This window comes from Streptomyces rhizosphaerihabitans (assembly GCF_025399795.1).
In the GTDB taxonomy this organism is placed as follows: Bacteria; Actinomycetota; Actinomycetes; order Streptomycetales; family Streptomycetaceae; genus Streptomyces; species Streptomyces rhizosphaerihabitans.
In genome coordinates, this window is the sequence record NZ_JAODTZ010000041.1 from 51,555 (window position 1) to 76,987 (window position 25,433).

Annotated in this window: 21 protein-coding genes and 1 pseudogene; 16 read left to right on the plus strand and 6 right to left on the minus strand. The window is 72.0% G+C overall.

Features of this window, described 5'->3' with window-relative positions; genetic code table 11:
• Positions 1-76 precede the first annotated feature (76 nt).
• The 9 genes from N4G66_RS31930 to N4G66_RS31970 all read left to right on the plus strand — a co-directional run bounded on the left by N4G66_RS31930 (position 77) and on the right by N4G66_RS31970 (position 10,931).
• A complete protein-coding gene (locus N4G66_RS31930; protein WP_315903723.1) occupies positions 77-1,417 on the plus strand; it encodes a TIGR02679 family protein in 1,341 nt (446 codons plus the stop codon).
• A 165-nt stretch (positions 1,418-1,582) separates the two neighbouring features.
• Complete coding sequence (locus N4G66_RS31935) at positions 1,583-2,080, plus strand: winged helix-turn-helix transcriptional regulator (protein ID WP_261707743.1); 498 nt, start codon at positions 1,583-1,585, stop codon at positions 2,078-2,080.
• A 256-nt stretch (positions 2,081-2,336) separates the two neighbouring features.
• Positions 2,337-2,861: an SRPBCC family protein gene (locus tag N4G66_RS31940; RefSeq protein WP_261707744.1), complete on the plus strand. Its 525-nt coding sequence runs from the start codon at positions 2,337-2,339 to the stop codon at positions 2,859-2,861.
• The gene (locus N4G66_RS31945) at positions 2,861-3,958 is read left to right on the plus strand and encodes an LLM class flavin-dependent oxidoreductase (RefSeq protein ID WP_261707777.1); all 1,098 of its coding nucleotides are present in this window, start codon (positions 2,861-2,863) and stop codon (positions 3,956-3,958) included. The genes N4G66_RS31940 and N4G66_RS31945 overlap by 1 nt, the downstream gene beginning before the upstream one ends.
• A 353-nt stretch (positions 3,959-4,311) precedes the next feature.
• On the plus strand, positions 4,312-4,845 hold the full coding sequence (locus N4G66_RS31950) for a DUF7144 family membrane protein (protein ID WP_391858919.1): 534 nt from the start codon (positions 4,312-4,314) through the stop codon (positions 4,843-4,845).
• Between the two features lie 201 nt (positions 4,846-5,046).
• Positions 5,047-6,393, plus strand: coding sequence for a hypothetical protein (locus N4G66_RS31955; RefSeq protein ID WP_261707745.1), 1,347 nt, complete (start codon positions 5,047-5,049; stop codon positions 6,391-6,393).
• A gap of 415 nt (positions 6,394-6,808) precedes the next feature.
• Entirely contained in the window at positions 6,809-8,233 is a 1,425-nt protein-coding gene (locus N4G66_RS31960; RefSeq protein WP_261707746.1) for a hypothetical protein, read from the plus strand.
• 179 nt (positions 8,234-8,412) lie between these two features.
• Entirely contained in the window at positions 8,413-9,675 is a 1,263-nt protein-coding gene (locus tag N4G66_RS31965) for an AAA family ATPase (protein WP_261707747.1), read from the plus strand.
• Positions 9,672-10,931 carry a vWA domain-containing protein gene (locus tag N4G66_RS31970; protein ID WP_261707748.1) on the plus strand — a complete coding sequence of 420 codons (1,260 nt, stop codon included), beginning with the start codon at positions 9,672-9,674 and terminating at the stop codon, positions 10,929-10,931. The genes N4G66_RS31965 and N4G66_RS31970 overlap by 4 nt, the downstream gene beginning before the upstream one ends.
• 224 nt (positions 10,932-11,155) lie before the next feature.
• On the opposite strand, the gene N4G66_RS31975 is transcribed toward N4G66_RS31970, so the two are convergent.
• The 4 genes and pseudogenes from N4G66_RS31975 to N4G66_RS31990 all read right to left on the minus strand — a co-directional run bounded on the left by N4G66_RS31975 (position 11,156) and on the right by N4G66_RS31990 (position 14,399).
• On the minus strand, positions 11,156-11,947 hold the full coding sequence (locus N4G66_RS31975; RefSeq protein ID WP_261707749.1) for an SDR family NAD(P)-dependent oxidoreductase: 792 nt from the start codon (positions 11,945-11,947) through the stop codon (positions 11,156-11,158).
• 5 nt (positions 11,948-11,952) lie between these two features.
• Positions 11,953-12,110 (minus strand): annotated as a pseudogene (locus tag N4G66_RS31980) (acyl-CoA dehydrogenase family protein); the annotation flags it as partial.
• A 27-nt stretch (positions 12,111-12,137) separates the two neighbouring features.
• Entirely contained in the window at positions 12,138-13,811 is a 1,674-nt protein-coding gene (locus tag N4G66_RS31985) for a hypothetical protein (RefSeq protein WP_261707779.1), read from the minus strand.
• Between the two features lie 168 nt (positions 13,812-13,979).
• The gene (locus tag N4G66_RS31990; protein ID WP_261707750.1) at positions 13,980-14,399 is read right to left on the minus strand and encodes a TOBE domain-containing protein; all 420 of its coding nucleotides are present in this window, start codon (positions 14,397-14,399) and stop codon (positions 13,980-13,982) included.
• A 175-nt stretch (positions 14,400-14,574) separates the two neighbouring features.
• Between N4G66_RS31990 and N4G66_RS31995 the strand changes: the two genes are divergently transcribed.
• The 4 genes from N4G66_RS31995 (at position 14,575) to N4G66_RS32010 (ending at position 17,378) form a co-directional block, all read left to right on the plus strand.
• Entirely contained in the window at positions 14,575-14,964 is a 390-nt protein-coding gene (locus tag N4G66_RS31995; RefSeq protein ID WP_261707751.1) for a cell division protein SepF, read from the plus strand.
• A gap of 189 nt (positions 14,965-15,153) precedes the next feature.
• A complete protein-coding gene (locus tag N4G66_RS32000; RefSeq protein WP_261707752.1) occupies positions 15,154-16,311 on the plus strand; it encodes an AAA family ATPase in 1,158 nt (385 codons plus the stop codon).
• Complete coding sequence (locus tag N4G66_RS32005) at positions 16,308-16,640, plus strand: nucleotide pyrophosphohydrolase (protein ID WP_261707753.1); 333 nt, start codon at positions 16,308-16,310, stop codon at positions 16,638-16,640. The genes N4G66_RS32000 and N4G66_RS32005 overlap by 4 nt, the downstream gene beginning before the upstream one ends.
• A gap of 258 nt (positions 16,641-16,898) precedes the next feature.
• Positions 16,899-17,378 carry a DUF6099 family protein gene (locus N4G66_RS32010; RefSeq protein ID WP_261707754.1) on the plus strand — a complete coding sequence of 160 codons (480 nt, stop codon included), beginning with the start codon at positions 16,899-16,901 and terminating at the stop codon, positions 17,376-17,378.
• Between the two features lie 456 nt (positions 17,379-17,834).
• On the opposite strand, the gene N4G66_RS32015 is transcribed toward N4G66_RS32010, so the two are convergent.
• Together N4G66_RS32015 and N4G66_RS32020 are read right to left on the minus strand one after the other, a co-directional pair.
• Positions 17,835-18,758: an LLM class F420-dependent oxidoreductase gene (locus tag N4G66_RS32015; RefSeq protein ID WP_261707755.1), complete on the minus strand. Its 924-nt coding sequence runs from the start codon at positions 18,756-18,758 to the stop codon at positions 17,835-17,837.
• Between the two features lie 167 nt (positions 18,759-18,925).
• Complete coding sequence (locus N4G66_RS32020; RefSeq protein ID WP_261707756.1) at positions 18,926-19,639, minus strand: SDR family oxidoreductase; 714 nt, start codon at positions 19,637-19,639, stop codon at positions 18,926-18,928.
• Positions 19,640-19,762: 123 nt separating this feature from the next.
• Here N4G66_RS32020 and N4G66_RS32025 point away from each other — a divergent pair, with 123 nt between their 5' ends.
• The 3 genes from N4G66_RS32025 (at position 19,763) to N4G66_RS32035 (ending at position 24,706) form a co-directional block, all read left to right on the plus strand.
• Positions 19,763-20,386: a TetR/AcrR family transcriptional regulator gene (locus N4G66_RS32025; RefSeq protein WP_261707757.1), complete on the plus strand. Its 624-nt coding sequence runs from the start codon at positions 19,763-19,765 to the stop codon at positions 20,384-20,386.
• 292 nt (positions 20,387-20,678) lie between these two features.
• Positions 20,679-22,166, plus strand: a complete 1,488-nt coding sequence (locus N4G66_RS32030; protein WP_261707758.1) for a 3' terminal RNA ribose 2'-O-methyltransferase Hen1 — start codon at positions 20,679-20,681, stop codon at positions 22,164-22,166.
• A complete protein-coding gene (locus tag N4G66_RS32035; protein WP_261707759.1) occupies positions 22,163-24,706 on the plus strand; it encodes a polynucleotide kinase-phosphatase in 2,544 nt (847 codons plus the stop codon). Before N4G66_RS32030 ends, N4G66_RS32035 begins: the two co-directional genes overlap by 4 nt.
• Positions 24,707-25,433: the final 727 nt, after the last annotated feature.

Sequence of the window (25,433 nt, forward strand, 5' to 3'; positions counted from 1 at the left end):
GGCGCGGCCGGACCGAGCGGATCGACCGGATCGGGCGGATCGACCGGATCGAGGGGATCGGCCGGATCGAGCGGTCGTGCCTCGGGATCCGGTGGGGTCGGCGAACGAGGCGGATGTCGTGGAGGCCGTGGAGGCCGTGGAGGCCGTGGAGGCCGTGCCACCCACGGCACCTCAGGCCGTCGAGCCGGCCGATGCCGAACGCCTCGGACGGCTGCTCGGCGATCCCGGCCTGGCCTGGCTCGTGGAACGGGCCCGGCAACGGATGGCACGCGGTCGCGCGCTCACCGGCCCGGTCACCCTGTCCCACCCCGATGAATCCCAACGCCGGGCCGTCGAAAGCCTGTTGGGCCGGGCACCGCAGGCCGGACGCTCCCTGACCGTTCGCCTCGACACGGTGGACGTGATCCTGCGCCGCTCCGGTGCCTGCCGGGACGGACTGGCGGCCGCTGTCGTGACCCTCACCGGCCCCGTCACGCCGCGCGCCGAGGCGCGCGACACGGAGGCCCGGGCATGGGAAGAGGCCTACGCCCCGCTGGGCACCCTCGGCGCGGAACTCGCCGACTGGGTGGAACGGATTCGCAGGGACGGGCTCGTACGGCGGCTCGCGCACACGCCGGAAGCCGCCGGCTCCCTGGTGGAGGCCGCGGTGCGGGCGCTGCGCTCGCTTCCCGTCGTACCTCCGACGTCACGCGCGACATTCGCGGCGCGGAACCTCTCGGGCGCGCATGCCCTGGACGAGGGGACACCGCTCGCCGCTCTCGTGCTGTCGGGCCTGCGTTCCCTCACGGGATTCCCCGACGGCGCCGGTGCCCAGTGGCGACGGGAAGCGTGGGCGTCGGCCGGTCTGCTCAAGGACGACGTGTCATCGACGGTCCTCTGTCTCAACCTGCGGGGCACCCCGTCCCTCGACTGGATGGCCGATGCCGGTGAACCCGCTGTCCTCACCTTGCGCTTCCTCACCCGTCACCCGCGGGCTCCCGCCGTCCCGGAGACGGGAACCGTCCACGTCTGCGAGAACCCGGCCGTGCTGTCCGCCGCAGCCGACACGTTCGGCCCGGCCTGCCCGCCCATGGTGTGCATCCAAGGTCAGCCCTCGGCCGCCGCGCTCACCCTGCTGCGCGGCCTGACCACCCAGGGAGCGGGCCTTCGCTATCACGGAGACTTCGACTGGGGCGGTGTGCGGATCGCCACGACACTCCGGCGCAGTGTCCCCTGGCTGCCGTGGCGCTACACGGCCGCCCACTACCGGGCGGCGGCGGCCGGGTTGGGCCCGTCAGCCCAGGCGCTGACGGGCCCGCCCGCCGTCACCCCTTGGGATCCCGCACTGGCCGTCGCCCTCGCCGAACTCGGGGTCCGGGTCGAGGAGGAGGTGGTACTCGACGCGTTGCTTTCCGACTTGGAGCGGCAGGGGTGCTGAGGGGCGGGGCGGGGCACCGAGCGGCAGGGGCACTGACGGACAGAAGCGCTGAGTCACGGGAACCGGCGCGGGCGTGGGCGCGGGCGCTCACGGATCCTGCGGCCAAGGCGCCCGACCCAGTGCGAGCTGCTGGGTCCATTTCCGAGACCCTCGTATGCTGGACGTGTGAGGCGGACTTCTTTTGCGAACTGGCCCTGTTCCATCGCGCGCACGATGGATCTGCTCGGCGACTGGTGGACGCCACTGGTGCTGCGGGAGGCGTTCTACGGGATCAAGCGGTTCGACGCGTTCCAGCAGGAGCTCGGCATCGCGCGCAACACGCTGACCGACCGGCTCCGCCGACTGGTCGACGAGGGGCTCATGGAGAAGCGGGCCTATCAGACGGATCCGGTGCGGTACGACTACGTGCTCACCGAGATGGGCCGGGACTTCTTCGGGGTGCTGGCCGCCATGAACAGCTGGGGCAACCGGTGGCTGAGCGGTGAGCAGGGGCCGCCGGTCGTCTTCCACCACGACCGCTGCGGGCGCGAGAGCGACGCCGCGGTGGTGTGCGCCGACTGCGGTGAGCCGATGAAGGCCGAGGACACCCATCCGCGGCTCGGCCCCGGCTACCCGCCCCAGCTCGCCGGACGCCCGGAGATTCGGAAGCGTTTCACCGCCTGAACGCGGGATCGTTTGCGGCTTCCGCATCCATCCGCTTCCCGCTTCGCGCGCTTCCCGCCCCGCTCCGCTTCCCGCCTCCGCTCCGTCCCGCCCTGCTTCGGCTTCCGTTTCCGTTTCGACTTCCGTTTCGACTTCCGCTCCCGGCCGGTGTGTCGGGAGCGGTTTTCCTTGACAGGTCAGTCTATCTACGCAACTCTCAAGGTCAGGGGCCTGGAGCAAGGTGTTCCCTGGGAGACGAGAGGAAGGCCGGAGACCCATGGAGTGGACGGGCGCGCGCTACGCGGACCAGCCGACGGTCGATGTGCGGATACGGATCGACGCTCCACCGCGACGCGTGTGGGAGCTCGTGTCCGACATCCATCTGATGCCGGAGCTGAGCGCGGAGCTCCAGTCGGTCGAGTGGCTCGACGGCGCGACGGGACCGGCTGTCGGCGCCCGCTTCGTCGGGCGCAGCGGACACGAGTCGCTGGGGGAGTGGGAGACCACCTCGTACGTGGTGGAGTGCGAGCCGTACCGGGCGTTCGCCTGGGCGGTCGAGGACCCCGAACACCCCAGCGCTGTCTGGCGGTTCGGCCTGGAGGAGACGGACGGCGGCACCGAGCTGACCCAGTGGATGCGGATGGGGCCCGGCCGTTCCGGGCTCTCCTTCGCGATCGACCGGATGCCGGAGAAGGAGCAGAAGATCGTGTTCGTACGACTGCGGGAGTTCGAGCGGAGCATGACGGACACCGTCGCGGCGATCCGGAAGCTGGCCGAGAGCGCGGAAGGGACGGGTGCGTGATGCGTACCTCCACGACGATCGAGGCGTCGTCGGGCGACTGGCGGGAGACCGTCGACTTCGTGGTCGAGGCCGAGAAGCTCGGGATGGACATCTGCTGGGTGGCGGAGGCCTGGGGCTCCGAAGCCCCTTCTCCGCTGGGCTACTTGGCGGCGCGGACCGAGCGGATGCTGCTCGGCTCCGGGATCATCCAGCTCGGGACCCGCACCCCGGCGGCCATCGCCCGCGCCGCGATCACGCTCTCCAACATCTCCGGTGGGCGCTTCCTTCTCGGCCTCGGTCCGTCCGGCCCCCAGGTCATCGAGGGGCTGCACGGCGTGCCGTTCGCGCGACCGCTGTCCCGGATGCGGGAGACCGTGGAGATCGTCCGGCAGGCGGTCTCCGGGGAGAAACTCTCGTACGAGGGAAGGGAGTTCACGATCCCACTGCCCGGCGGCGAGGCGCGGCCCATGAGGATGTCCATGCGCGCCGAACACGACCTGCCCGTCTATCTCGCCACGCTCTCACCGAAGATGCTGCGGCTGACGGGGGAGGTGGCGGACGGCTGGCTGGGCACCAGCTTCGTGCCCGAGGGCGCCAAGGAGGCGTACTTCGACCACCTGGACTCGGGCCTCGCGGTGGCGGGCCGAAGCCGTGCCGACCTCGATGTCTGCCAGGGCGCCGAAGTGGCCTTCGCCGAGGACGAGGGCGCGCTGCGCGCCATGGTCGCGGGCCGGAAGAAGGAACTCGCCTTCAGCCTGGGCGGGATGGGCTCCGCCACCACCAACTTCTACAACGCCGCCTACAGCAGGCAGGGTTGGGCGGAGATCGCAGCCGAGATCCATGAGCGCTGGCAGGCCGGGGACCGGGACGGCGCCGCGGAACTCGTGACCGACGAGATGGTCCTCGGCACGACCCTGATCGGCACCGAGGACATGGTTCGCGAACGGCTCCGGGTCTGGCGCGCCGCCGGAGTCGACACGGTGCGCCTCTACCCCGCGGGCGAGACCCTCGACGAGCGGCTCGCGACACTGGGACGTGCACTGGATCTCGTATCCGCCGAGAATCCGGTCACGGCCGAGAAGCCGACTACCGGCGAGAAGCCGGCCGCGGTCCATTAGCCGGTCGTGGTCCAGAAGCCTGTCACCTTCGGAGAGTCCGGCTGACGGGCAGCGGGCTCTGACGGGCGGCGTGCCCTGACGGGCCCGTGCTCGGGACCGACGCGGCTTGCTCCATCAGGGGCGACCGCGTCCGTCGCTCGGTCCGTGTTCCACGGCTGTCGGCCTGATCGGAGGCGGGCAACCCCGCGTGCCCGGCCCGACGGCCCCGGGAAGCCGACCGGGCGGCGGTCGGCCGTCACCCGGGCGGCGGAACCCCCGTGGCGGGGGAGGGCGCGGTGGGCGGACGCTCGAACTCCCCGGTGCTTCCGGCACGGGGACGGCCAGCGGCCGACAGCGCATCGAGGTGGTCGAGCATGAGCCAGGATTCTTCGAAGCCTCCGAGCCCCCCGCCCGGCAGTGGCACGGGATCCCAGCCGAGCGGCGGCGACATGCCGCTGTGGGGAGACCAGTGGTCCGGTGCCGCGCCCGCCGCCGGAGGCATGGGGCCGCCGCCCTCGGGCAACAGCGCCTGGGCGGCCGGCGGTGCCACCTTCGCGGGTGTGCTCCTGCTGGTGAACGGCGCTCTCAACATTCTCCAGGGCATCTCCGCGATCGCCAAGGACGACGTGTACGCGCGCGTGCACGACTACGTCTACCGCATCAACCTCACCGGCTGGGGCTGGATCCTGCTGATCCTCGGCGCGGTCGCCGTCGTCACCGGCTGGGGGATCCTCAAGGACGCCGGGTGGGCCCGTGTCACGGGTATCGTGCTGGCCTCGCTGAGCATGCTCTTCCAGTTCATGTTCCTGCCGTACGCGCCGATCTGGTCGGTCATCATGATCGCCATCGATGTCTTCATCATCTGGGCACTGGCCTCGTACCGGCCCGACGCCCGGCAGCCGCGCTGACGCACCCCTTTCATCCCGTCGCCGAACGAGCGCCGCCGAGAAGGGGGCTGTCGTATGCCGTCGAACCCCATGAACCGCATGAAGCACACGAAGCGCATGAGTCGCATGAGTCGCACGAACCGCACCGAGCGGAACGAGATGCGCCATGGATGACGTGAGCGACCGGAAACGGGCAGACACGATCAGCGATCCGGAGGCGACGTGAGCGCCGGTGATGTGAACGGCGGCGGCGGTGCGAGCGGCGGCGGCGCACAGGAGATCGCCGATCTGCGGGCCCGGGTCGCCGAACTGGAGCGGCGTCGGCCGAGGGTCGAGCACCACCGCGTCCGATCGTCCTTCGCGGTCGTGCTGATCCTCCTCGCGGCCTTGCTCACCCCGTTGAGCGCCGTGTCGGCCTGGACGAGCGACCTGATCGGGAACACCGATCGCTACGTGGCCACCATGAAGCCACTGGCCTCCGACCCGGACGTCCAGAACGCCGTCGCGAACCGGGTGACCGCCGCGGTGATGCAACACATCGACGTCCAGACGCTGCTCGAGTCGGTGGCACCCGCCGACCGGCCCCGGCTGACCAAGGTGCTGGGACCGCTGAGCGGCCCGATCACCAGTGGCCTCACAGACTTCGTGCACACCGTGGCACTGAGGTTCGTCAGCAGCGACGCGTTCGCCACCCTGTGGACGGAGCTGAACAGGAGGGCCCATGCCGCCGTCGACAAGGCGTTGACCGGAAGCGGCGGGGGAGCGGTGAAGCTCACCAACGACGCCGTGGTCATCGACCTCGCCCCCGTCATCGACCAGGTGAAGCAGTCGCTCGTCGACCAGGGACTCGGCGTGGCCGCGAAGATCCCCGAGGTGCACACCGACTTCACGGTGATGACCTCCAAGTCCATCGGCAAGGCCAAGAAGATCTACCGGCTGCTCGAGGTTGTCGGGTTCTGGCTGCCGGTACTGACCCTTCTGCTGGCGGCCGGCGGTGTGCTGCTCGCCGTCCGCAGACGCCGTGCCCTCGTCACGGCCGCGCTCGCCGTGGCGGCCGGGGCCGCTGTCCTCGGCATCGCGCTCTGGATCTTCCGCGCGCTCTATCTCGACAGCTTGCCGTCGAGTGTCTCCCAGCCCGCCGCCGGGTCGGTCTTCGACATCCTGGTGCGCTACCTGCGGACGGCAGTACGGATGGTGATCACCCTCGGCATCGTCGTGGCCCTGGCGGCCTGGCTGACCGGCAGTGGCCGGGCGGCCTCGCGGGTCCTGGCCGCCTGGACCGGCGGCATCGGTGCCGTGCGCACCGCGACGGGGTTCGACCTCGGAGCGGTCGGCGCGTGGGTGCACCGGGTCAAGACATGGCTGAACTGGACCGTGGTCGTGGTCGCCGCCGCCATCCTGCTGGTCTGGAGCTACCCCACGGCCGCGGTCACCATCTGGATCGCCGTGCTGGCCCTGCTGGCCCTGGCGGTGGTCGAGTTCCTCGACGACGACGGCACCCCGCACCTGACCGGATCCGCCGACGGACCCGGCGGGACCTACGGCCAAGAGTCCGGCCTGACCGGCTGATGGCCATGGCAGGGTCTGAACGTTCGATGGTGGCAGCTCGGTCTGAACGTTCGAGGGCCACAAGCCCGGCCCGGTCTGACCGTTCGACGGCCATGGGCCAGGTCTGACCGTTCGATGGTCACGGGCTCGGTCTGACCGGCGGTGTGACCGGCGGTCGGCCCGGGCCCGAAAGCCCGGTCGCGCCCGCGAGTTGACGGTCGGTTCGGTGGCCGACCTGTGCCTGCTGCACGTACCCCTGCGGGAGGCGCTCGACACGCTGTCCGCCGACGCGGTCCGTGCCACCTTCGTCGGCGGACGCCGGATCGGTCCGCGGTCGAATGCACCTGACAGATCACCGACCTCGGGCTATGCTCCCCGCGATGATGACTCCCTCTGAAATCAGATCGGGGGACCCGTCCGCGCAAGGTGAGTGCTGATGCTCACTCGAACCGCGTACGAGGATTCCCTCCTCTCCTTCTGGCCGCGCGTGCGTGACTACGCCGTGCCGCCCACCATGATCGAGACCGCGACCGCTCGCCGTCGCTGCGGGGACTGGGCGGGGGCGTGCACCGCCGCAGGCTTCGACATCGACCTCGATCTGCGTTCCCTGGCACGCACGCACGGTCGCGCACTGGTGTCCCAAGTCCGTGCCGATCTACGCTATTTGGCGCCCGACCTGCTGCGCTGGCACATGCCGAGAGTCACCCCCGACGGGCTGCTGCGCCCCGGCCTCACCAGCACGCTGGCCCGGTACGAACGTGCCGGGTCCGACGGCATGCACCCGGTGCACCTCGTGGTCCGCACCCCGCCGGCCTGGGCGGACGGCGGCCAGCGGATCAGTCTCGCCCTGTGGGACGGAACTCACGGCGGATCCCACGACCGGTTCTCCTTCGACACCGGAGCCCGCCGCCATCCGCACCCCCGTCCCAGCCGGCGCTACCGCTTCGACCTGCACCGCCATCTGTGGGACACGCGCAGGACCGATGAACTGCGGGTCCGCTCCGGGGCCGACCGGCCTACGGGCGACACCCGTCCGTGGGACGCGGATCCACCGGAACCGTTGCCCCAGGACCTCGGCTGCGCCGTCGACCGGTGGGCGGCCGAGGCGGCGATCCTGCTCCAGGACGAGGGGCGGACGACCGGCACCGTGACCGTGCGGCTCGGTACCCGGCAGTGGCTGCACCTGGAGCTGCTCCCTGGCCCGGCAGGCGTCGAGCGGCCCACCCTGCGGATCGCCGCCGCGCCCGCCGACGGCAGCGTTCCCTCGGTGCCGGTCCTGCCCGACGCCGCGACCTGGGTGCTGCCCGACCTGGCACTCGTCCGTGCCGGCGCGATCGAGGCCGAGCGGCTGCATCCGCTGGTCGCCTCGGCGTTGGTACCGGAACACACCCCCGCCGCGTACACCGGGAACGCGGACCCGGCGGGACAACCGCGCCTCGTGGAATGCCGGGGAGCCCGGCACCGGATCGGTCTGGTCGACGGCGTACTCGCGGCGCTCGACCACGCCCCGGCCGAGATCCGCCGGGAAGAGCTGCTGGTCGCACTGACGGGCACACCGCTTCCCTGCCTCCAGGCCATCGACGAGGCGCACCGGCAGCCGCACTGCCTGTCCGGAGTGCGGGAACGTCTGCGTCACGGAGACACCGCCGGTGCGCTGGCCGTCGTCGAGGGGCTGCTCGGCCCCGACGCGGTGCTGCGCAGCGGCGACCTGCAGGACGAACTCCAGGCGGCCGCGTTGCGCCGCGTCACCTACGGACTGTTCAGGGCGGGCCTGACCGGCCCCGGGCCCGACCGTCTTCGCCCGGGGCCCGCCCGCCCCCGTAACCACCGTTCCCGCCCGCGTGACACGACCGGCCGCTGACCGCTTGTCGACCACTGGCCGCTTGTCGGCCGCTGACCGTTCGTCGACCACTGACCACTGACCGCTGACCGCTCGGCAACCGGTCGCTCGTCGACCGCTCGCTGAAAGCCAGTTGACCGCCCCGGGGGTCCACGCCCCCACGCCCACGCGGCCCACCACGAACCCAAAGGTGATCAATCATGCCCACACGCACCCCGCTTGCCGAAGCCGATGCCCTCGTCGACTCGGCCCATGACTCCCAACTCGACGTAGCGGAAGCGCTGTTGATGCTGCTCCGCGACACCGGCACCGAACCGCGCCCCGACAGCCAACTGGAGGCCCTGACCCTCGCCGTCGCCGCCGACCTGCCCGTACTCCTGTGGGGCCAGCCGGGGATCGGCAAGACCGCGGCCCTGACCCAGCTCGCCGAAACCCTGGACCTGCCGCTGACCACCGTGATCGCCAGCGTCCACGAGCCGTCCGACTTCTCGGGGTTGCCCGTTCTCGGCGACGACCCCGCCGAACAGGGCGTACCCATGGCCCCGCCGGACTGGGCGGTGCGACTCGTGCGCACCGGCCGGGGGCTGCTGTTCCTGGACGAACTGTCCACCGCGCCCCCGGCAGTTCAGGCGGCCCTGCTCCGTCTCGTCCTGGAGCGGCGCATCGGAACGCTTCAACTGCCGCCCGGTGTAAGGATCGTGGCCGCCGCGAACCCGCGCGCCTCCGCGGCCGACGGCTGGGAACTGAGCCCGCCACTGGCCAACCGGTTCGTCCATCTCCAGTGGGCCCACGACCACGAGGTCGTCGTGCGCGGACTCGGCGGCACCTGGCCGCGCGCCACCCTGCCACGGCTCGACCCGCGGAAACTGCCCCAGGCCGTGGACTTCGCCCGCCGAGCGGTGTGCGGGCTCCTCACCGCCCGCCCCGGACTCGTCCACCGGCTGCCCAGCAGCGAGACCCGCCGGGGCGGTGCCTGGCCCTCACCCCGGAGCTGGGAGATGACCCTGAACCTGATCGCCTTCGCGACCGCCGCCGGCTCCTCCCGGGAGGTGCTCTCGCTGCTCGTCAGAGGCGCGGTGGGGGACGGCCCGGGACTGGAACTGCTGGCGAGCGTGGACCGGATGGACCTGCCCGACCCCGAGACCCTGCTCGCCGACCCGGCGGCTGCCGTCCTGCCCGAACGGGGAGATCTGCGCCAGGCCGTCCTCGACGGCGTGGTGGCCGCGGTCCGCGAGCGGCCCGAGAAGGCCCGCTGGGACGCCGCCTGGGCCCTGCTCGTCCGGGCGCTGGACACCGGCGCCCCGGACCTGGTGGTCGTTCCCGCGACCACACTCGCGACGCTGCGCCGGGAGCACTGGGACGTCCCCGCGTCCATCGAGCGGCTGGCCGGAGCGGTGACGCTGTCCCGGCGCGCCGACGATGCGGCGGCCCGCACCGCGGTCGCCGGCAGGGCGGGACGATGACGGCGGGCGCGCCGGGGGCTCTGGACCTCGAAAAACTCTATGCCGCCCGCCTGCACGCGGCGAGGGTCCGGCCCTACCTGGCGACGGCGCTGTTCGCTCTGCACACCGTCGAGTCCCGGTGGGTGCCGACGATGGCCGTCGACCGGTACTGGCGGTGCTACGTCTCGCCGGGGTTCGTGGACCGCACGCCCGTCGAGGATCTGGCCGGCGTCTGGGTGCACGAGGTCTCGCACCTGCTGCGCGACCACCACGGCCGCAGCGAACGGGTCGCCCGCGAACGCGGACTCACCGGCCCGGGGGAACGGCTGCGGATGAACATCGCCGCCGACTGCGAGATCAACGACGACGCGTTCGGCGAAGGGCTCGTCCGGCCCGAGGGCGCCGTCACGCCGCAGTTCCTGCAACTGCCCCCGGGGGAACTCATGGAGGACTATCTCCGCCAGTTCCGGCTCGGGCCGCGCACGCAGAGTCTGGCCTGGCTGGACTGCGGCAGTGGCGCCGACGGACGCGAACGGGAGTGGGACCTCGGTCCGGACGGCGCACACGGTCTCAGCGCGCAGGAGCGCGACGCGGTCCGGTTCCGGGTGGCACAGGGCATCAAGGCCCGCCCCGGGAAGAGTCCGGCGCGATGGCAGCGGTGGGCGGAGGAGGCCTTCCACCAGCCGCAGCCGTGGCGGGAGTTGCTGGGGGCCGCGGTCCGCTCCGCGGCCTCGGGTCCCGGCGCGGGTGAGGACTACACCTACGGCCGGCCGTCGCGGCGTTCGGCCGGTGTGCCCGGCGTCGTCCTGCCGAGCCTGCGCCGCAGACCGCCGCGGGTCTCGGTGGTCATCGACACGTCCGGGTCGGTCAGCGACGCGGAGCTGGGCAGCGCGCTCCTGGAGGTCTCCGCCATCTCCCGTGCCGTGGGCGGCCGTCGCGACCTGATCACCGTGGTGTCGTGCGACGCGGCGGCCGGGATCGCGCACCCCCTGTGCCGTGCCGAGGGCATTGCGCTCCTGGGCGGTGGCGGTACGGACCTCCGCTCGGGATTCACCGCGGCGCTACGGGCCCGGCCGCGCCCCGACGTCGTCGTGGTCCTGACCGACGGACAGACCCCCTGGCCGGAAACGCGGCCCCCGTGCCGGACGGTCGTGGGACTCTTCCCGCGCGGGGGTTCGGACGACTCATGGGACGAGGACGATCCCGACTACGTCCCCGACGCACCGCCCGCCTGGGCGCGCGTGGTCGAGATCGGGTCGGTTCCGGCGGCCCGGTGAACCCCTCGGAGCGGCCCGGACCCAGGACGGTGAGCGGGGGCGGATCCTGCCGCACGACGGACCGCACGACGGACCGCACGACGGACCGCACGACGGACCGCACGACGGACCGCACGACGGACCGCACGACGGGTCGTAGGGGCTTGGCCGGCAGGGCGGTTCGGGCAACTCCGTTCGTACGTACGCCCATTCGGCCGAGCTCGGATCGCACGGTCGGGCATGCCCTACACGCTGTACCCCCCGTCCACCCCCAGCGCCTGCCCGGTGATGAAGCCCGCGCGGTCCGAGGCCAGGAACGCGACGGCCTCGGCGACGTCCCTCGCGGTGCCGAAGCGGCGCAGCGGGGTGTTGCGGCGGGTGATCTCCAGTGCCGTGTCGTCGAGTTCGCCGGAATCGATCAGACGGGCGGCGATGCCGTCGGTCAGCATGCCGGGTCCGACGCAGTTCACCCGGACCCCGTAGCGCCCCTCCTCGGCGGCCAGGGCGCGGGCGACCGCCTCGACCGCCCCCTTGGGGCCCGAGGAGAGCCCGTCGCGGACGGGGAACCGGCGGGTGGCCACGGTGGTGACGGCGACGACACTGCCCCGGCTCTCCCGCAGCAGGGGCAGCGCGGGATGCACCAGATTGAAGAACGCTCCCGCGTCCGCGTCGAGTTGGGCGCGGAACCGGCTCGGCGTGACACTGCTCAGGTGCACCATCGGCACGTGCGGGCCCGCCGCGTGGACGAGGGTGTGCAGTCCGCCGAGCGCCGCGGCCGTCTCGGACACGGCGGCGGCGACGGCCTCCTCCTCGGCCAAGTCGAGGCGCAGTGCCGTGACATGGCGGCCCTGCTCCGCGAACTCCTCCGCGATCTCCGCGGTGAGCGCGTCGGCGGCTGCCTCGCTGGAGCGATAGGTGAACGCCACGTCGCTGCCCCGCTCGGCCAGCATCCGTACGATCGCCGCGCCGATACCGCCGGTGCCGCCCGCGACGAACGCGACACCCTTCCGGTGCGAGAAATCCGACGTCTTCGACATCGACATCACAGTCCCAGGGATTTGGCGATGATGACCTTCATGACCTCGCTGGTCCCGGCGTGGATCCGGGTGATGCGCGCGTCCGCGTACAGCCGGGCGACGGGGTATTCCAGCATGTATCCGTACCCGCGAACAGGTGCAGGCACCGATCCACCGCCCGCGCGCGCATCGAGGCGGCGGGGCGGAGTGCTCAGGGCTGGGCCGGCATCAGGTGGAGGTCCGTGCTCGACAGGGTCATCGGTGACGCAGAGACGGCGCGCAGACGGATGCGTACGCCGGCCCGGGGGAGCTGGAACACCCCGTCGGGGGGCCGGAGTTCATACCGGCCGAAGGCATGGCCGGCCAGCGTGGCGGGGCCGGACGTCACCGACCAGTAGCGGCTCATGCCCTGGCCCGTGGTCACCGTGAAGTGCGGACTCAGCGCCGCGGTACCGAGGTTGGTGACGCCGATGCTGAGGCCGGTCACCGTGCGGGCGGTGCGGCGCGCGTCGACGACCTGCATGCGCAACGGCGGTGCCCCGGTGGCCGCCAGGCCCACCGCCGCCGCGGTCGGAACCAGCAGCAGGGTGACCGCGGCCACCTGGGCCCCGCGCCGGTGCAGGCCGCGCAGGAAGGCGGGGCGGGGCTGCCACGCGGTTCTGAAGGACTGCCAGGGCGCGGTGATCGCCGCGGCCACCCACAGCGGCGTCATCATCAGGTAGTAGCCGTCCTGCGATCTGGTCGCCACGTAGAACGCGCACCAGGGCAGCACGGTCGCCGCCGGTCCCAGCCGTCGTACGAACAGCACGAAAAGCGCCAGCAGAGCCGCGGCCAGCAGCAGACTCGCGTGCGCGTACCAGGCGAGGCGGTCGCTGCCGTCGGTGAAGTACAGCGAGATGCCGACCAGGCCCTGTCCGTGGATGTCCGCGTTCTGGGTGAGCGGCAGCGCGATCCCCGAGAGCCAGGCGCGCGGCTCGCTGACGATGAAGTACGCGTTGATCAGCAGCCAAGTGGTGGCGGCGATGCCGACGATCCGCCCCACCGCGATCGCCGCCGCGCGCGCTCCGAGGTCCCCGCGGCGCAGCGCGTACACCCCGGCCAGCAGGAACGGCGTGAGGAACCAGGGGAGTTGCTGTGCCGCGCAGGCCGCTCCGAGGCAGGCCGCCCGCGCGATGTCGGCGCGTCCGCCGCCGCCCATCCGCGGCCAGCCCACCGCCACCGGGATGAGCAGGGCGCAGGCGAGGATCGCCGGATAGCCGAGCCGCGCGTATGCCGGCAGCAGACCGAATCCGAGACAGGCCAGCGTCGCGGCGGAACGCCACGGAACCGGCAGCATCCGCCACATCACGACGGCGCCCGCGATCAGGGCTCCGGTGCTGACCATCACCGCGGCGGTCGCGCCGTGCCCGACCCACAGCAGCGGCGCGGTGAGCATCAGCGCGAGCGGTGGATAGCCGTACGTGAAGTCGTAACCGCCGTTCATCTTCGGGGTGAGGGCGATGCCGTGGCCGAAGAGCCAGGGCCACGGACGGTCGTAGACCTGGTGACCGGCGAGGAACTCGTGGGCGGCCTGGGTGGTGAGGAGCGACTCGTCGCTGCCCTGGTGGTTCATGACCAGCCCGCACACGGCGAGCGTCAGCGCGGTCACGAGGACGCAGAGGTCGAGCCGTGCCAGCGAGCGTCCCCGGCGCACCACGAGGGTCAGTACGCCCGTGACCAGGATCGAGGCGTAGCAGAGCGAGACGATCGCGGCCACGAGGAGGCGGTGGCTCGCGGCCTGCGCCCACAGTGGACGCGTACCGATGAAGAGGCTGATGTCGGCCAGGAGGGTCAGGACGCGGTGCCACTGTGCGGGCGTCTCGTCCGGGTTCCACCGTGCGAGCAGTCCGCCGGGCGAGGCCTGCGGGGAGGCCTGCCGGCGGGTGGGCGCCGGCTTGATTTCTGCCGAGTACACGCTGTGGGACGCTAGTTCCCGCAGGTGAGCGGCGCTCGACGGGACGTGAAGAGTCGGGTGTGAGGCGAGTAAGAGCACGCCCGCCGTCCGTCCGGCGCGTCAGGCGTTGGACAGCGACACCTCTGTGGACTTGATGAGCGCGACGACCTCGGAACCCGCCGAGAGGCCCAGTTCGGTGACCGCGTCCTTGGTGATCGCGGAGGTCAGCTCGCCGCCCTCGACCTGGACCTTGACGCGGGCCATGGCGCCACCCGTGGTGACGTCGGTGACCGTGCCCGGCAGCTGGTTCCGGATGCTCAGCCCGTTCACCGGACCGGTCGCGAGGGACACCTCCGTCGACTTGACCAGGGCCCGCACCGTGGAGCCGGAGACCAGGCCGAGCTCCTGTACGGCCTCCAGGGTGACGGCCGCGGTGATCTCCTGTCCGGCGTCGAGCCGGACCTTCACCGTCGCCATCACTTCACCGGGGGTGACGGAGGTGACGGTGCCGGGGAGTTGATTGCGGATGCTCAGGCTCATGGGGAGGCCTCGATTGCTGTGCGGCGTGATGGATATGGGCGTATATAAGTAGCTTGCCGCACGCGTCGTCTCCCCGTCCGGGTCGCGGGCCGTGTCGCTGTTGGGCCGAACGGGTGACCATGCGTAAGAATTGCCCGGTGCAGACTACGAGTGCGAGCCAGGACGGGGTGGATCGATGACCGGCCACGACGTCACCGATGAACAGTGGGAGGGGCTCGCCCAGGTCGTTCCGTTGCGCGGCCGGGACGCCTGGCCCTCGGCGGTCCGCCACCGGTCGATACCCGAGGCCGAGACCGAGACGAGGCGCCGTTTCGTGGTCCTGCGGGTCAATGTCTTCGCGGACGCCCGCGATGTCGCCGAGACGCTGATGTCCGGCATCCCCGTCCTCCTCGACCTGACCGGGGCGGAGACAGAGGTCGCCAAGCGGGTCCTGGACTTCAGTACGGGTGTGGTCTTCGGCCTCGCCAGCGGCATGCACCGGGTCGATCGGAACGTCTTCCTGCTGACGCCCCCGGGGACCGAGGTGCGGGGACTGATGGAAGGGGTGGGAGTCCCCGGACTCTGACTCCGGCTCTGACTCCGGCTCCGGCTCCGGCTCCGGCTCCGGATCGACTCTGGCACTGCATCGCAGGAAGGCCCCTGGGTGCAACGGCCGGACTTCCGGGCTGCCGGATCGGGCGGTTGTGTCCCCCGATCGTAGGAAGGTCCCCCGGGTGTAACGGTTCGCCTCGCGGTGGAGGCCTACCGTCCGCATATGACTCTGTCCTCGCCGGAAGCTCCCGCGGCGGCGGAGGCGCGCCCCGTCCGTCCGGGCGTCACCGAGCTGCGGCTCGCGGCCTTCGCCATCCATCGCCGTGTCCGGTTCCCGCTCGGACCGCTCACCCTCGTCACCGGCCCCAGCGGCAGCGGCAAGACGGCCGCCCTGCGGGCCTACGAGGCGCTGGCGCGGCTCGGTGCCGGTGACCGGCTCCGGGAGGTGTTCCCGGATCCGGTCACCTGTGTGCCCGAGCGGTCGCGGCCCGACGCCCAGCGCCGCCGCGGCTTCCGTATCGGCTGCACGGTGGACGGCCCCGAAGGCCCGGTCAGGCTCGATGTCGCCGTCCAGGCCGAACCGGAACTGCGCATCGTGGGTGAGCGGTTGTCGGCGGGCGGGCAGACCCTGCTGGAGACGGCGCTGCGCGACCCGGGCCGCCCGTCCGTCCAGGCGGCCTGGTACACCGGGGGTTCCTCCGCGGTGACCCGGGTCCCGCTTCCCGACGACCGCCTCGGCACCGCGCTGCTGCCCCTGCGCGTCGCGGGCCGCACCGCCGGGGAGTGCCAAGTCCTGGCAGCGGCCGAGCAGATGGTGCTCGCACTGCGTTCCGTCTACGTCTGCGATCCGAGCTCGAAATCCATGCGGGCTCCTGTTCCGCTCGGCTCCGGGCGGCTCCTGCGCGGCTGCGACAACCTCGCCGAAGTGCTGTGGCGCACAAGGTCGGAGTGCGGCCACCGCTACGCCCACCTGGTCACCGCGGTCCGCGCCGGCTGCGCGGGCACGGTCACGGACGTGCTGGCCGAGGTGCTGGGAGACGGCACCGTACGTGCACTCCTCGACCGCGGGGACGGCGTCCGTACTCCGCTCGGGCTGCTCGGGGACGGCGAGTTGAGGTATCTGGCGCTGGCCCTGGTGCTGCTCACCGGGCCGGGCGTCCTGGAGGTCGACCCGGCGGGCGAGGTTCCGGCCGCGTTCCAGTCGCTGACGGTCCTGGCCGATGGCCTCGACCGGGGGATGGACGCCCGGCAGACCCGAGAACTGGTGCGGCTGGCGGCGCGGATGTGCGAGCGCGGGCACATCCGGCTGATGGGCGCGGTGAGCGACGGGGCCCACGCGTTCGGGGCGACTGGGGCCGCGGTGGTAGACCTGACGCCGTGAGTGAACTGGACGTAGCGACGCTGCAGCGCAGACTGGCCGAGTTCGCGGCCGCGCGGAACTGGCAGCCGTACCACACCCCCAAGAACCTGGTCGCCGCCCTGAGTGTGGAGGCGTCCGAACTCGTCGAGATCTTCCAGTGGTTGACGCCGGAGGAGTCGGCCCGCGTCATGGACGACAAGGACACCGCGCACCGTGTGAGCGACGAGGTCGCGGACGTCCTCGCGTATCTGCTCCAGTTCTGCGAGGTGCTGGGCATCGACCCGCTCGCGGCCCTCGACGCGAAGATCGACCGGAACGAGCGGAGGTTCCCGGCACCGGGGAGTCCCTGACGGGTCGCCCATTCCCGCACCGGAGGGCCCCTGATTAGCCTTCCCGGCACCGGAGAACGCCCTGACGGGGTGACCGCCACACGACGCGAAAAGAGGAACCTGTTACTCTGGGTAGTCGTCAAGGTGCTCCGATGCGATTCCGTGTCCACAGATTTCGGGCTTCCTCTGGTTTTTCGTCTCAAGGGACTTCACTCTGGGTAGTGAACAAGGGAGTTCGGGCGGACGTGCGAGAGCGCGTCGGACAGACGGGGGCAGCGCATGGAAGCGGTGCGGCTCATCGTGGCGAGCAGACGTGCCCTGGCGGAGAGCGGCGACGCCCCGGAGGTGATGGCGGAGGCGTGGCAGGCACATTCACTGGCGCAGGCGATCGGCAGCCGCCTAGCCGTGTCCGGCCCCCCTGAACTCCGGGGCGAGGCACTTGGGTTGACCGAGCTGGCGGGCCGCGGCTGCGGAGTGCTGGGCAACCACGCCCTCGGAGTCGGTTCCTTACGAGCCGCCCAGCTCACGGAGTTGGGCGACGCGCGCGAGACTCTGCTCTGCCTCGGCGGCCTCCTGGCCGAGGTCGGCATAGCCCTGGTCGGTATCGCCTGCGCGGCGGACGACGAGGGGACCTACTGGCAGTGCATGGAGGCGATCGACGCTGCGGACGAGTCCCGGGACCGCGTCCTGGAAATGCTGAGACGGCTCGCGGTGCGGGACGAGAAGCGTGTGGTGGAACGGGATTCGGCTGCGGGGTAGGCGAGGTGGTCGAGCCCCGCCTTGCCGCATGTCGACCACCTCGCCGGGTGACGGCGGACGCACGTGCTCGTTCCGCACCGCCCCCGGAGGTGGCAGACGCCGGTGCACAGGGCGCTCGCCGTCTGACGTCGGGCCGGCCGGCCCACCCGCACCCGCTCTCGAACCCGCATCCCAGCCGGATGTCGGTGCCGAAGGTGGCCGTCGAGTCGAGGCTGCCGGTGCACAGGGCGCTCGCCGTCTGACGTCGGGCCGGCCGGCCCACCCGCACCCGCTCTCGAACCCGCACCCCAGCCGGACGTCGGCGCCGACCGCAGCCCCCGACGCGCGGTCCATGCCCCCGCAGCTGCGGCCCGATGCCCCGCCGAACCCACGGGCCGTACCCACGGCCCTCCGGCCGAAGCCGGCAGTGGTCGGCGAACCGGTCCGATCCCGCCCCGGCACGCCTCGCCCCACCGTTCACCCCAGCTGCGGCGTCACCTCGGAAGCGATCAAGTCCAGTTGGTCCAGATCCTCGAGGTCGAGCATCTGGAGGTACATCCGTTGCGAACCGACCGCCTGATACTGGGCGATCCGCTCGACGACCTCCGCCGGGGAGCCCGCGAGTCCATTGGCCTTCAGTTCGTCGACATCGCGGCCGATGGCGTCCGCCCGTCGCCGCACCTCGCTGTCGGTCCGCCCGACGCACGCCACCAGGGCGTTGGAATAGACGAGTTCGTCGGTCTTGCGCCCGGCCTGCTGCAAAGCCGCGCGCACCCGGCCGAACTGCGCCGCCGTGTCCGCGACCGAGGCGAAGGGGATATTGAACTCGTCGGCGAAGCGTGCCGCGAGTGCCGGGGTCCGCCTGGCCCCGTGGCCGCCGATCAGGACGGGCACCTTCGACTGCGAGGGTTTGGGCAGCGCGGGCGAGTCCTTGAGCTGGTAGTAGGTCCCGTCGAAGCTGAACCGCTCGCCGACCGGCGTGCCCCACAGGCCGGTGATGACGGTGAGTTGCTCCTCCAGCCGGCCGAACTTCTCCTTCGGGAACGGAATGCCGTACGCCGTGTGCTCGGCCTCGTACCAGCCGGCGCCCAGGCCGAGTTCCACCCGGCCGCCCGACATCTGATCGACCTGGGCGACCTGAATGGCGAGGACGCCGGGGAGGCGAAAGGTTCCGGCGGTCATCAGGGTGCCCAGGCGGATACGTTTCGTCTCGCGGGCGATGCCGGCCAGGGTGATCCAGGCGTCGGTAGGGCCGGGGAGCCCGTCGACGGACCCCATGTGCACATAGTGATCAGAACGGAAGAAGGCTCCGTAATGGAGGTCTTCGGCGGCCTTGGCGACGCGGAGCAGCGTCTCGTAGGTCGCGCCTTGCTGCGGTTCTGTGAAGACTCGAAGATCCATGTATCCATCATGCACCGGTCACAACAGGCGCCCCGTGCCGAACCGCTGTCACGCCTTTCCCGATCGGGAAGCGGCGTTTCCGGCGGGCCCGCAGCGGGCTCGTCGGGCAGCTCGGCCGGCGGGCCCGCTGCGGGTGGGGCGGCTCCGTCGGTGAGGCCCGCGGCGGGCTACTTCTGTCCGGCGAGCTGGGGGTACAGCGCGCTCAGCTCACCGGAGAGGCCGGCCTTGACCTGGCGGGTGAGCGCGTCCGCGAGGACTTCGTGGGCGTCCGTCTCGATGCCGTCGAGGGCCTGCTCGGCGACGCTGTGCGCGGTGACCTTGGGCACGTCGAGGCCCGCGGTCAGTTCGGTGTCGACGTAGCCGACGTGCAGCCCGGTGACCTTGATGCCGCGCGGCTGGAGCTCCAGCCGCAGGGCGTTGCTCTGGGACCACAGGGCGGCCTTCGCGGCGCTGTAGCCGTCGGCCCCGGGCACGGTGACCCACGACAGCACCGAGTGGACGGTCAGGATGTGCCCGCCGCGGTTGCGCTCCAGGACCGGGACGAACGCCCGGGTGGTGAGCAGCGGTCCGAAGAAGTTGATGTCGAATTCACGCCGTATGTCCTCGACGGGGGAGTCGAGGAAGGACGTGGAGGCCGTCGCGCCCGCGTTGTTGATCAGCAGGGTGACGTCCTGGGCCTGCGCGGCGGCCGCCGCGACCGATGCCGGGTCGGTGACCTCCAGCGCCAGCGGCACCGCGTCGGGGTGGGAGACGGTCCGCGGGTCGCGGGCGGTCGCGTAGACCTTCTTGGCGCCGCGCTCGTAGAGGGCCTCCACGAGGGTCTTGCCGATGCCGCGGCTGCCGCCCGTCACGAGCGCCACCGAACCTTCGATGCTGGTCATGAGCTTCTCCTCTTGGGGACCGCTTTGTTGTGGGCCGCCTGGAAACCGATCGGTTTCCTATCCCTGTCCGTACTGTAAACCGATCGGTTTCCGTGAGGCAAACGAAGAACGTAGGCTGGGCGTATGACTCAGGCGACATCGACCGCGACCGCCGGCTCCTCGACCCGCGACCGACTGCTCGACGCCGCGGCCGAGCTCTTCTACCGCGAGGGCGTCGGCGTCGGCGTCGAGGCGCTGTGCCGGGTGGCCGGGGTGTCCAAGCGCTCGATGTACCAGCTGTTCGACAGCAAGGACGCCGTGCTGGCGGCGAGCCTGGAACGCGGCGCGCCCGCCTATCAGGCGTTCCTGCTGCCCCCCGACGACGACCGGCCGCCGCGTGAGCGCATTCTGCACGTCTTCGAGCGCCTCGAAGAGCTCGCCGACCGCCCGGACTTCCACGGTTGCCCCTTCGTGGCCGTGACCGCGGAGCTGAAGGCGCCGGATCACCCCGCGAGCCTGGTGGCCCGCCGCTGCAAGGACGCGCTGACCGCGTTCTTCCGGCGGGAGGCGGAGCGCGGTGGAGCTCCGGACCCCGAGATCCTCGCACGCCAACTGACCGTCGCCTTCGACGGATCGGGCGTCCGGGCCGTCATGCAGGGCCGGGGCCTCGACGGCCTCGCCCTCGCGACCGCCGCCGCCCTGCTCGACAGCGCCGGCCTGAACGGGCGCGGAGATGCCTCGCAGCGCGAGTCGGAAACCTCCGGCTGACCCCGGGCCGCACCCCCGGGGGCCCCGCGGGCGGCGGAAAACCCCGGGTCCACCTGGGGCGTTCGCTGTACGTTGTGGGGGCGCGCCGAGGACAGGCGTCGCCCCTGCGGTCGGCCGCGGCGCGGCGTGGCCACGGCTGCGGGGGCCGGGGGAGAGCAGGGAGCGGCGACGGCCGAGGCGCGCTCGCCCACGCTGTGGCCCATCGGCGTCCGGAAGGTGCGCGCTTCTGCGCACCGGTCGGGCGATCCGTCGGGTTTCCGCAGCTCAGAAGACGTTTCGAGGCAGACCCACTGTGTTCCTGACGATCAGTACCACCGGTACCCCAGAGCGCCCAGCGACCGATCTCGGCTTTCTGCTGCACAAGCATCCCGACAACGCGCAGATATTCTCGACGTCGTACGGCACAGCGCATGTGCTGTACCCCGAGGCGACCGTCGAGCGGTGCACGGCCGCGCTGCTGCTCGAGGTCGACGCGGTGGCGCTGGTCCGGCGGGGCAAGGGCAAGGGGCGCGGTGGCGCCCCCGACGCGGCGCTCGCGCAGTACGTCAACGACCGCCCGTACGCCGCGTCCTCGCTGCTCGCCGTGGCGATCGGCGCCGTCTTCTCCAGCGCGATGAAGGGCCAGTGCACCGCCCGGCCCGAGCTGCCGGCCGAGGCCAGGCCGCTGCGTGTCGAGGTGCCGGCGCTGCCCGCACGCGGCGGCGCCGACCTCGTCCGCGGGCTCTTCGAGCCGCTGGGGTGGACGGTGACGGCCGAGCCCGTGCCGCTCGACGTCCGCTTCCCGGAGTGGGGCGACTCCCGCTACGTACGCCTGGAACTGGCGTCGGAGGAGCTGACGCTCTCCGAGGCACTGCGCCACCTCTACGTACTGCTCCCGGTCCTCGACGACGCCAAGCACTACTGGGTGTCGTCCGACGAGGTCGACAAGCTGCTGCGGGCGGGCGAGGGCTGGCTGCCGGACCACCCGGAGCACAAGCTGATCACCAGCCGCTATCTCTCCCGGCGGTGGTCGCTGACCCGGGAGGCCCTGGAACGCCTCGAACTCGTCAGGCTCGCCGAGACCGACGACACCGAGGTCGAGGCGATCGACAACGCTGTCGACGAGGAGACCGACACCGAGGAGAAACCGGTGCCGCTCGCCGTGCTGCGCCGGGACGCGATCCTCGCCGCGCTGCACGCCTGCGGTGCGAGCCGCGTCCTCGATCTCGGCTGCGGACAGGGCCAGCTGGTGCAGGCGCTGCTCAAGGACACCCGGTTCACCGAGATCGTCGGGGTCGACGTGTCGATGCGCGCGCTCACCATCGCCTCGCGCCGGCTCAAGCTGGACCGCATGGGTGAGCGGCAGGCCGCGCGTGTCCGGCTCGTCCAGGGCTCGCTCGCCTACACCGACCGTCGGCTCAAGGGGTACGACGCCGCTGTGCTCAGCGAGGTCATCGAACACCTCGACCTGCCCCGGCTGCCCGCCCTGGAGTACGCGGTGTTCGGCTCCGCACGGCCTCGGACCGTCCTCGTGACGACCCCGAACGTCGAGTACAACGTCCGCTGGGAGACTCTGCCGGCCGGACACTCCCGGCATGGCGACCACCGCTTCGAGTGGACCCGCGAGGAGTTCCGTGCCTGGGCCCGCACGGTCGCCGAACGGCACGGCTACGACGTGGAGTTCACTCCTGTCGGCCTCGACGACCCCGAGGTCGGCCCGCCCACCCAGATGGCGGCTTTCACCCTGGCCACCGTCACAGCCACCGCCACCCCGACCGCGAAGGAGGAGAAGGCCGCATGAGCGAGCAGACCGAGCAGGGGCGCACCCTGCCCGTCACCGACCTCTCCCTCGTGGTGCTGATCGGCGCGTCGGGTTCCGGCAAGTCGACCTTCGCCCGACGGCACTTCAAACCGACGGAGATCATCTCCAGCGACTTCTGCCGGGGCCTGGTCGCCGACGACGAGAACGACCAGAGCGCCAGCGGCGACGCCTTCGACGTCCTGCACTACATCGCCGGCAAGCGGCTCGCGGCCGGCCGCCGGACCGTCGTCGACGCCACCAGCGTCCAGCAGGACAGCCGCCGCCAGCTCATCGAACTCGCCAAGAAGTACGACGTGCTGCCCATCGCCATCGTGCTCGACGTGCCCGAGGAGGTCTGCGCCGAGCGCAACGCGGCGCGCACCGACCGAGCCGAGATGCCGCGCCGCGTGATCCAGCGCCACATCCGCGAACTGCGGCGCTCGCTGCGCTCCTTGGAGCGTGAGGGGTTCCGCAAGGTGCACGTCCTGCGTGGGGTGACGGACGTCGAGAACGCGTCGGTGGTGACCGAGAAGCGCTTCAACGACCTGACCCACCTCACCGGCCCCTTCGACATCGTGGGCGACATCCACGGCTGCGCCTCGGAGCTGGAGAGCCTGCTCGGCAAGCTCGGCTACGTCGACGGCGTGCACCCCGAGGGCCGTACGGCCGTCTTCGTGGGCGACCTCGTCGACCGCGGCCCGGACTCGCCCGGCGTGCTGCGCCGCGTGATGTCCATGGTCGGTTCGGGCAACGCCCTGTGTGTGCCCGGAAACCACGAGAACAAGCTCGGCCGCTACCTCAAGGGCCGTCAGGTCCAGCACACGCACGGACTCGCCGAGACCATCGAGCAGATGGACGCGGAGAGCGAGGAATTCCGGTCCACGGTAAGGGAGTTCGTCGACGGACTGGTCAGCCACTACGTCCTCGACGGCGGACGGCTCGTCGTCTGCCACGCCGGTCTGCCCGAGAAGTACCACGGCCGCACCTCGGGCCGGGTGCGCTCGCACGCGCTGTACGGCGACACGACCGGGGAGACCGACGAGTTCGGGCTGCCCGTGCGCTATCCGTGGGCGGAGGACTACCGGGGGCGCGCGGCGGTCGTGTACGGGCACACCCCGGTTCCCACGGCCACCTGGCTCAACAACACCATCTGCCTGGACACCGGCGCCGTGTTCGGCGGCAAGCTCAGCGCGCTGCGCTGGCCGGAGCGCGAGCTCGTCGACGTACCGGCAGAGCGGGTCTGGTACGAGCCGGCGAAGCCGCTGGCCACCGAGGCGCCGGGCGGACACGAAGGCCGTCCGCTGGACCTCGCGGACGTGCACGGCCGCCGGGTCGTCGAGACCCGGCACGCCGGACGGGTGGCCGTCCGCGAGGAGAACGCGGCAGCGGCCCTGGAGGTCATGAGCCGCTTCGCGGTGGACCCGCGGCTGCTTCCGTATCTCCCGCCGACCATGGCGCCGACGGCGACCTCGCACGTCGAGGGCTATCTGGAGCACCCCGCCGAGGCCTTCGCCCAGTACCAGGAGGACGGGGTCGCGCGGGTCGTGTGCGAGGAGAAGCACATGGGGTCGCGCGCGGTGGCCCTGGTCTGCCGGGACGCGGGCGTGGCGCGCGAGCGGTTCGGTGTCGACGGTCCGACCGGGTCGCTGTACACGCGTACCGGCCGCCCCTTCTTCGACGACGCCGACGTCACCGAGGAGATCCTCGGCCGGGTGCGCGCCGCCGCGACCGAAGCCGGACTGTGGGAGGAGCTCGACACCGACTGGGTGCTGCTCGACGCCGAGTTGATGCCGTGGTCGCTGAAGGCGTCCGGGCTGCTGCGCAGTCAGTACGCCGCTGTCGGCGCCGCGTCCGGCGCGGTGTTCCCCGGAGTGCTGACCGCGCTCGAAGGGGCGGCGGCGCGGGGCGTCGACGTCGGTGACCTGCTGACGCGCCAGCGTGAACGGGCCGCGGACGCCGAGGCGTTCACGGACGCGTACCGTCGCTACTGCTGGACGACGGACGGCCTCGAAGGCGTCCGCCTCGCCCCGTTCCAGATACTGGCCGTCCAGGGACGGAGCCTCGCCGCGCTGCCGCACGACGAGCAACTCGCCCTGATCGACCGGCTCGTGGAGCACGACGGGAGCGGACTGCTGCACACCACCCGGCGGCTCTTCGTCGACACCGGTGACCCGGAGTCGGTGCGGGCCGGGGTCGACTGGTGGCTGGAGATGACCGGCCGCGGCGGCGAGGGCATGGTCGTGAAGCCGGTCGGCGCGGTGGTGCGTGGCGGTCACGGGCGACTGGTGCAGCCCGGCATCAAGTGCCGGGGGCGCGAGTACCTGCGGATCATCTACGGTCCGGAGTACACCCGCCCCGAGAACCTCGCCCGGCTGCGCGGCCGCTTCCTCAACCACAAGCGGTCCCTCGCCATCCGCGAGTACGCACTCGGCCTGGAGGCGCTGGACCGCCTGGCCGAGGGCGAGCCCCTGTGGCGCGTCCACGAGGCGGTGTTCGGCATCCTCTCCCTGGAATCCGAACCGGTCGACCCCCGCTTGTAGCGGGGAGCCCCCATATGCGGCGCGGGAAACGACGCGCCCAGCCGCACGGGCCCGCGGCGGGACTTCCCGCGGGTCGCGCCCGGACGAGGGCGCCATGCGCCCGGGGCACGCTGGAGCGCCCGTCAGGGACGCGGGGAACGGCGCGCCGAGCCCCAGCGGGGCGGCTGCCCGAGGGAGTCTTCGGGCAGCCGCGCACCGCTCGGCCGAGGGAGCCCATCGGGGGCGCGGGGAGCGGCGCGCCGAGCGCCCACCGGCCCGCAGCCGACCGAGTCCTCCGGCTGCGGGCCGGTGGGCCGTGCACCGCTCGGCTGAGGGCGGGCCAAGGCGCCCCGCCCGGCGCGCGCGGGGAACGGCGCGCTGAGCCCCCGGGCCCGCAGCCGAACGACTCCAGGCTGCGCCTGTCCGGACGTGCGCCTTTCGGTCCGGGGCGGGCCAAGGCGCCCCGCCAGGGGCGCGGGGAACGGCGCGATCAGCCCCCGTCGGCCCGCAGCCGACCGAGTCCTCCGGCTGCGGGCCGGTGGGCCGCGCACCGCTCGGCCGAGGGCGGGCCAAGGCGCCCCGTCAGGGGCGCGGGGAACGGCGCGTCCAGCCCCCGCCGGCCCGCAGCTGAACGAGTCTTTCGGGCGCGGGCCGGTGGGCCGTGCGCCGCTCGGCCGAGGGTGGGCCAGGGAGCCCCGTCAGGGGCGCGGGGAACGGCGCGATCGGCCCCCACCGGGGCCGCACCCGA

Bases quoted from the DNA above. Each gene is read 5' to 3' on its own strand.
- N4G66_RS31940 (WP_261707744.1), top strand. From the start codon at position 2,337: ATGGAGTGGACGGGCGCGCGCTACGCGGACCAGCCGACGGTCGATGTG.
- N4G66_RS31945 (WP_261707777.1), top strand. From the start codon at position 2,861: ATGCGTACCTCCACGACGATCGAGGCGTCGTCGGGCGACTGGCGGGAG.
- N4G66_RS31950 (WP_391858919.1), top strand. From the start codon at position 4,312: ATGAGCCAGGATTCTTCGAAGCCTCCGAGCCCCCCGCCCGGCAGTGGC.
- N4G66_RS31960 (WP_261707746.1), top strand. From the start codon at position 6,809: ATGCTCACTCGAACCGCGTACGAGGATTCCCTCCTCTCCTTCTGGCCG.
- N4G66_RS31965 (WP_261707747.1), top strand. From the start codon at position 8,413: ATGCCCACACGCACCCCGCTTGCCGAAGCCGATGCCCTCGTCGACTCG.
- N4G66_RS31970 (WP_261707748.1), top strand. From the start codon at position 9,672: ATGACGGCGGGCGCGCCGGGGGCTCTGGACCTCGAAAAACTCTATGCC.
- N4G66_RS31975 (WP_261707749.1), bottom strand. From the start codon at position 11,947: ATGTCGAAGACGTCGGATTTCTCGCACCGGAAGGGTGTCGCGTTCGTC.
- N4G66_RS31990 (WP_261707750.1), bottom strand. From the start codon at position 14,399: ATGAGCCTGAGCATCCGCAATCAACTCCCCGGCACCGTCACCTCCGTC.
- N4G66_RS31995 (WP_261707751.1), top strand. From the start codon at position 14,575: ATGACCGGCCACGACGTCACCGATGAACAGTGGGAGGGGCTCGCCCAG.
- N4G66_RS32000 (WP_261707752.1), top strand. From the start codon at position 15,154: ATGACTCTGTCCTCGCCGGAAGCTCCCGCGGCGGCGGAGGCGCGCCCC.
- N4G66_RS32010 (WP_261707754.1), top strand. From the start codon at position 16,899: ATGGAAGCGGTGCGGCTCATCGTGGCGAGCAGACGTGCCCTGGCGGAG.
- N4G66_RS32015 (WP_261707755.1), bottom strand. From the start codon at position 18,758: ATGGATCTTCGAGTCTTCACAGAACCGCAGCAAGGCGCGACCTACGAG.
- N4G66_RS32020 (WP_261707756.1), bottom strand. From the start codon at position 19,639: ATGACCAGCATCGAAGGTTCGGTGGCGCTCGTGACGGGCGGCAGCCGC.
- N4G66_RS32025 (WP_261707757.1), top strand. From the start codon at position 19,763: ATGACTCAGGCGACATCGACCGCGACCGCCGGCTCCTCGACCCGCGAC.
- N4G66_RS32035 (WP_261707759.1), top strand. From the start codon at position 22,163: ATGAGCGAGCAGACCGAGCAGGGGCGCACCCTGCCCGTCACCGACCTC.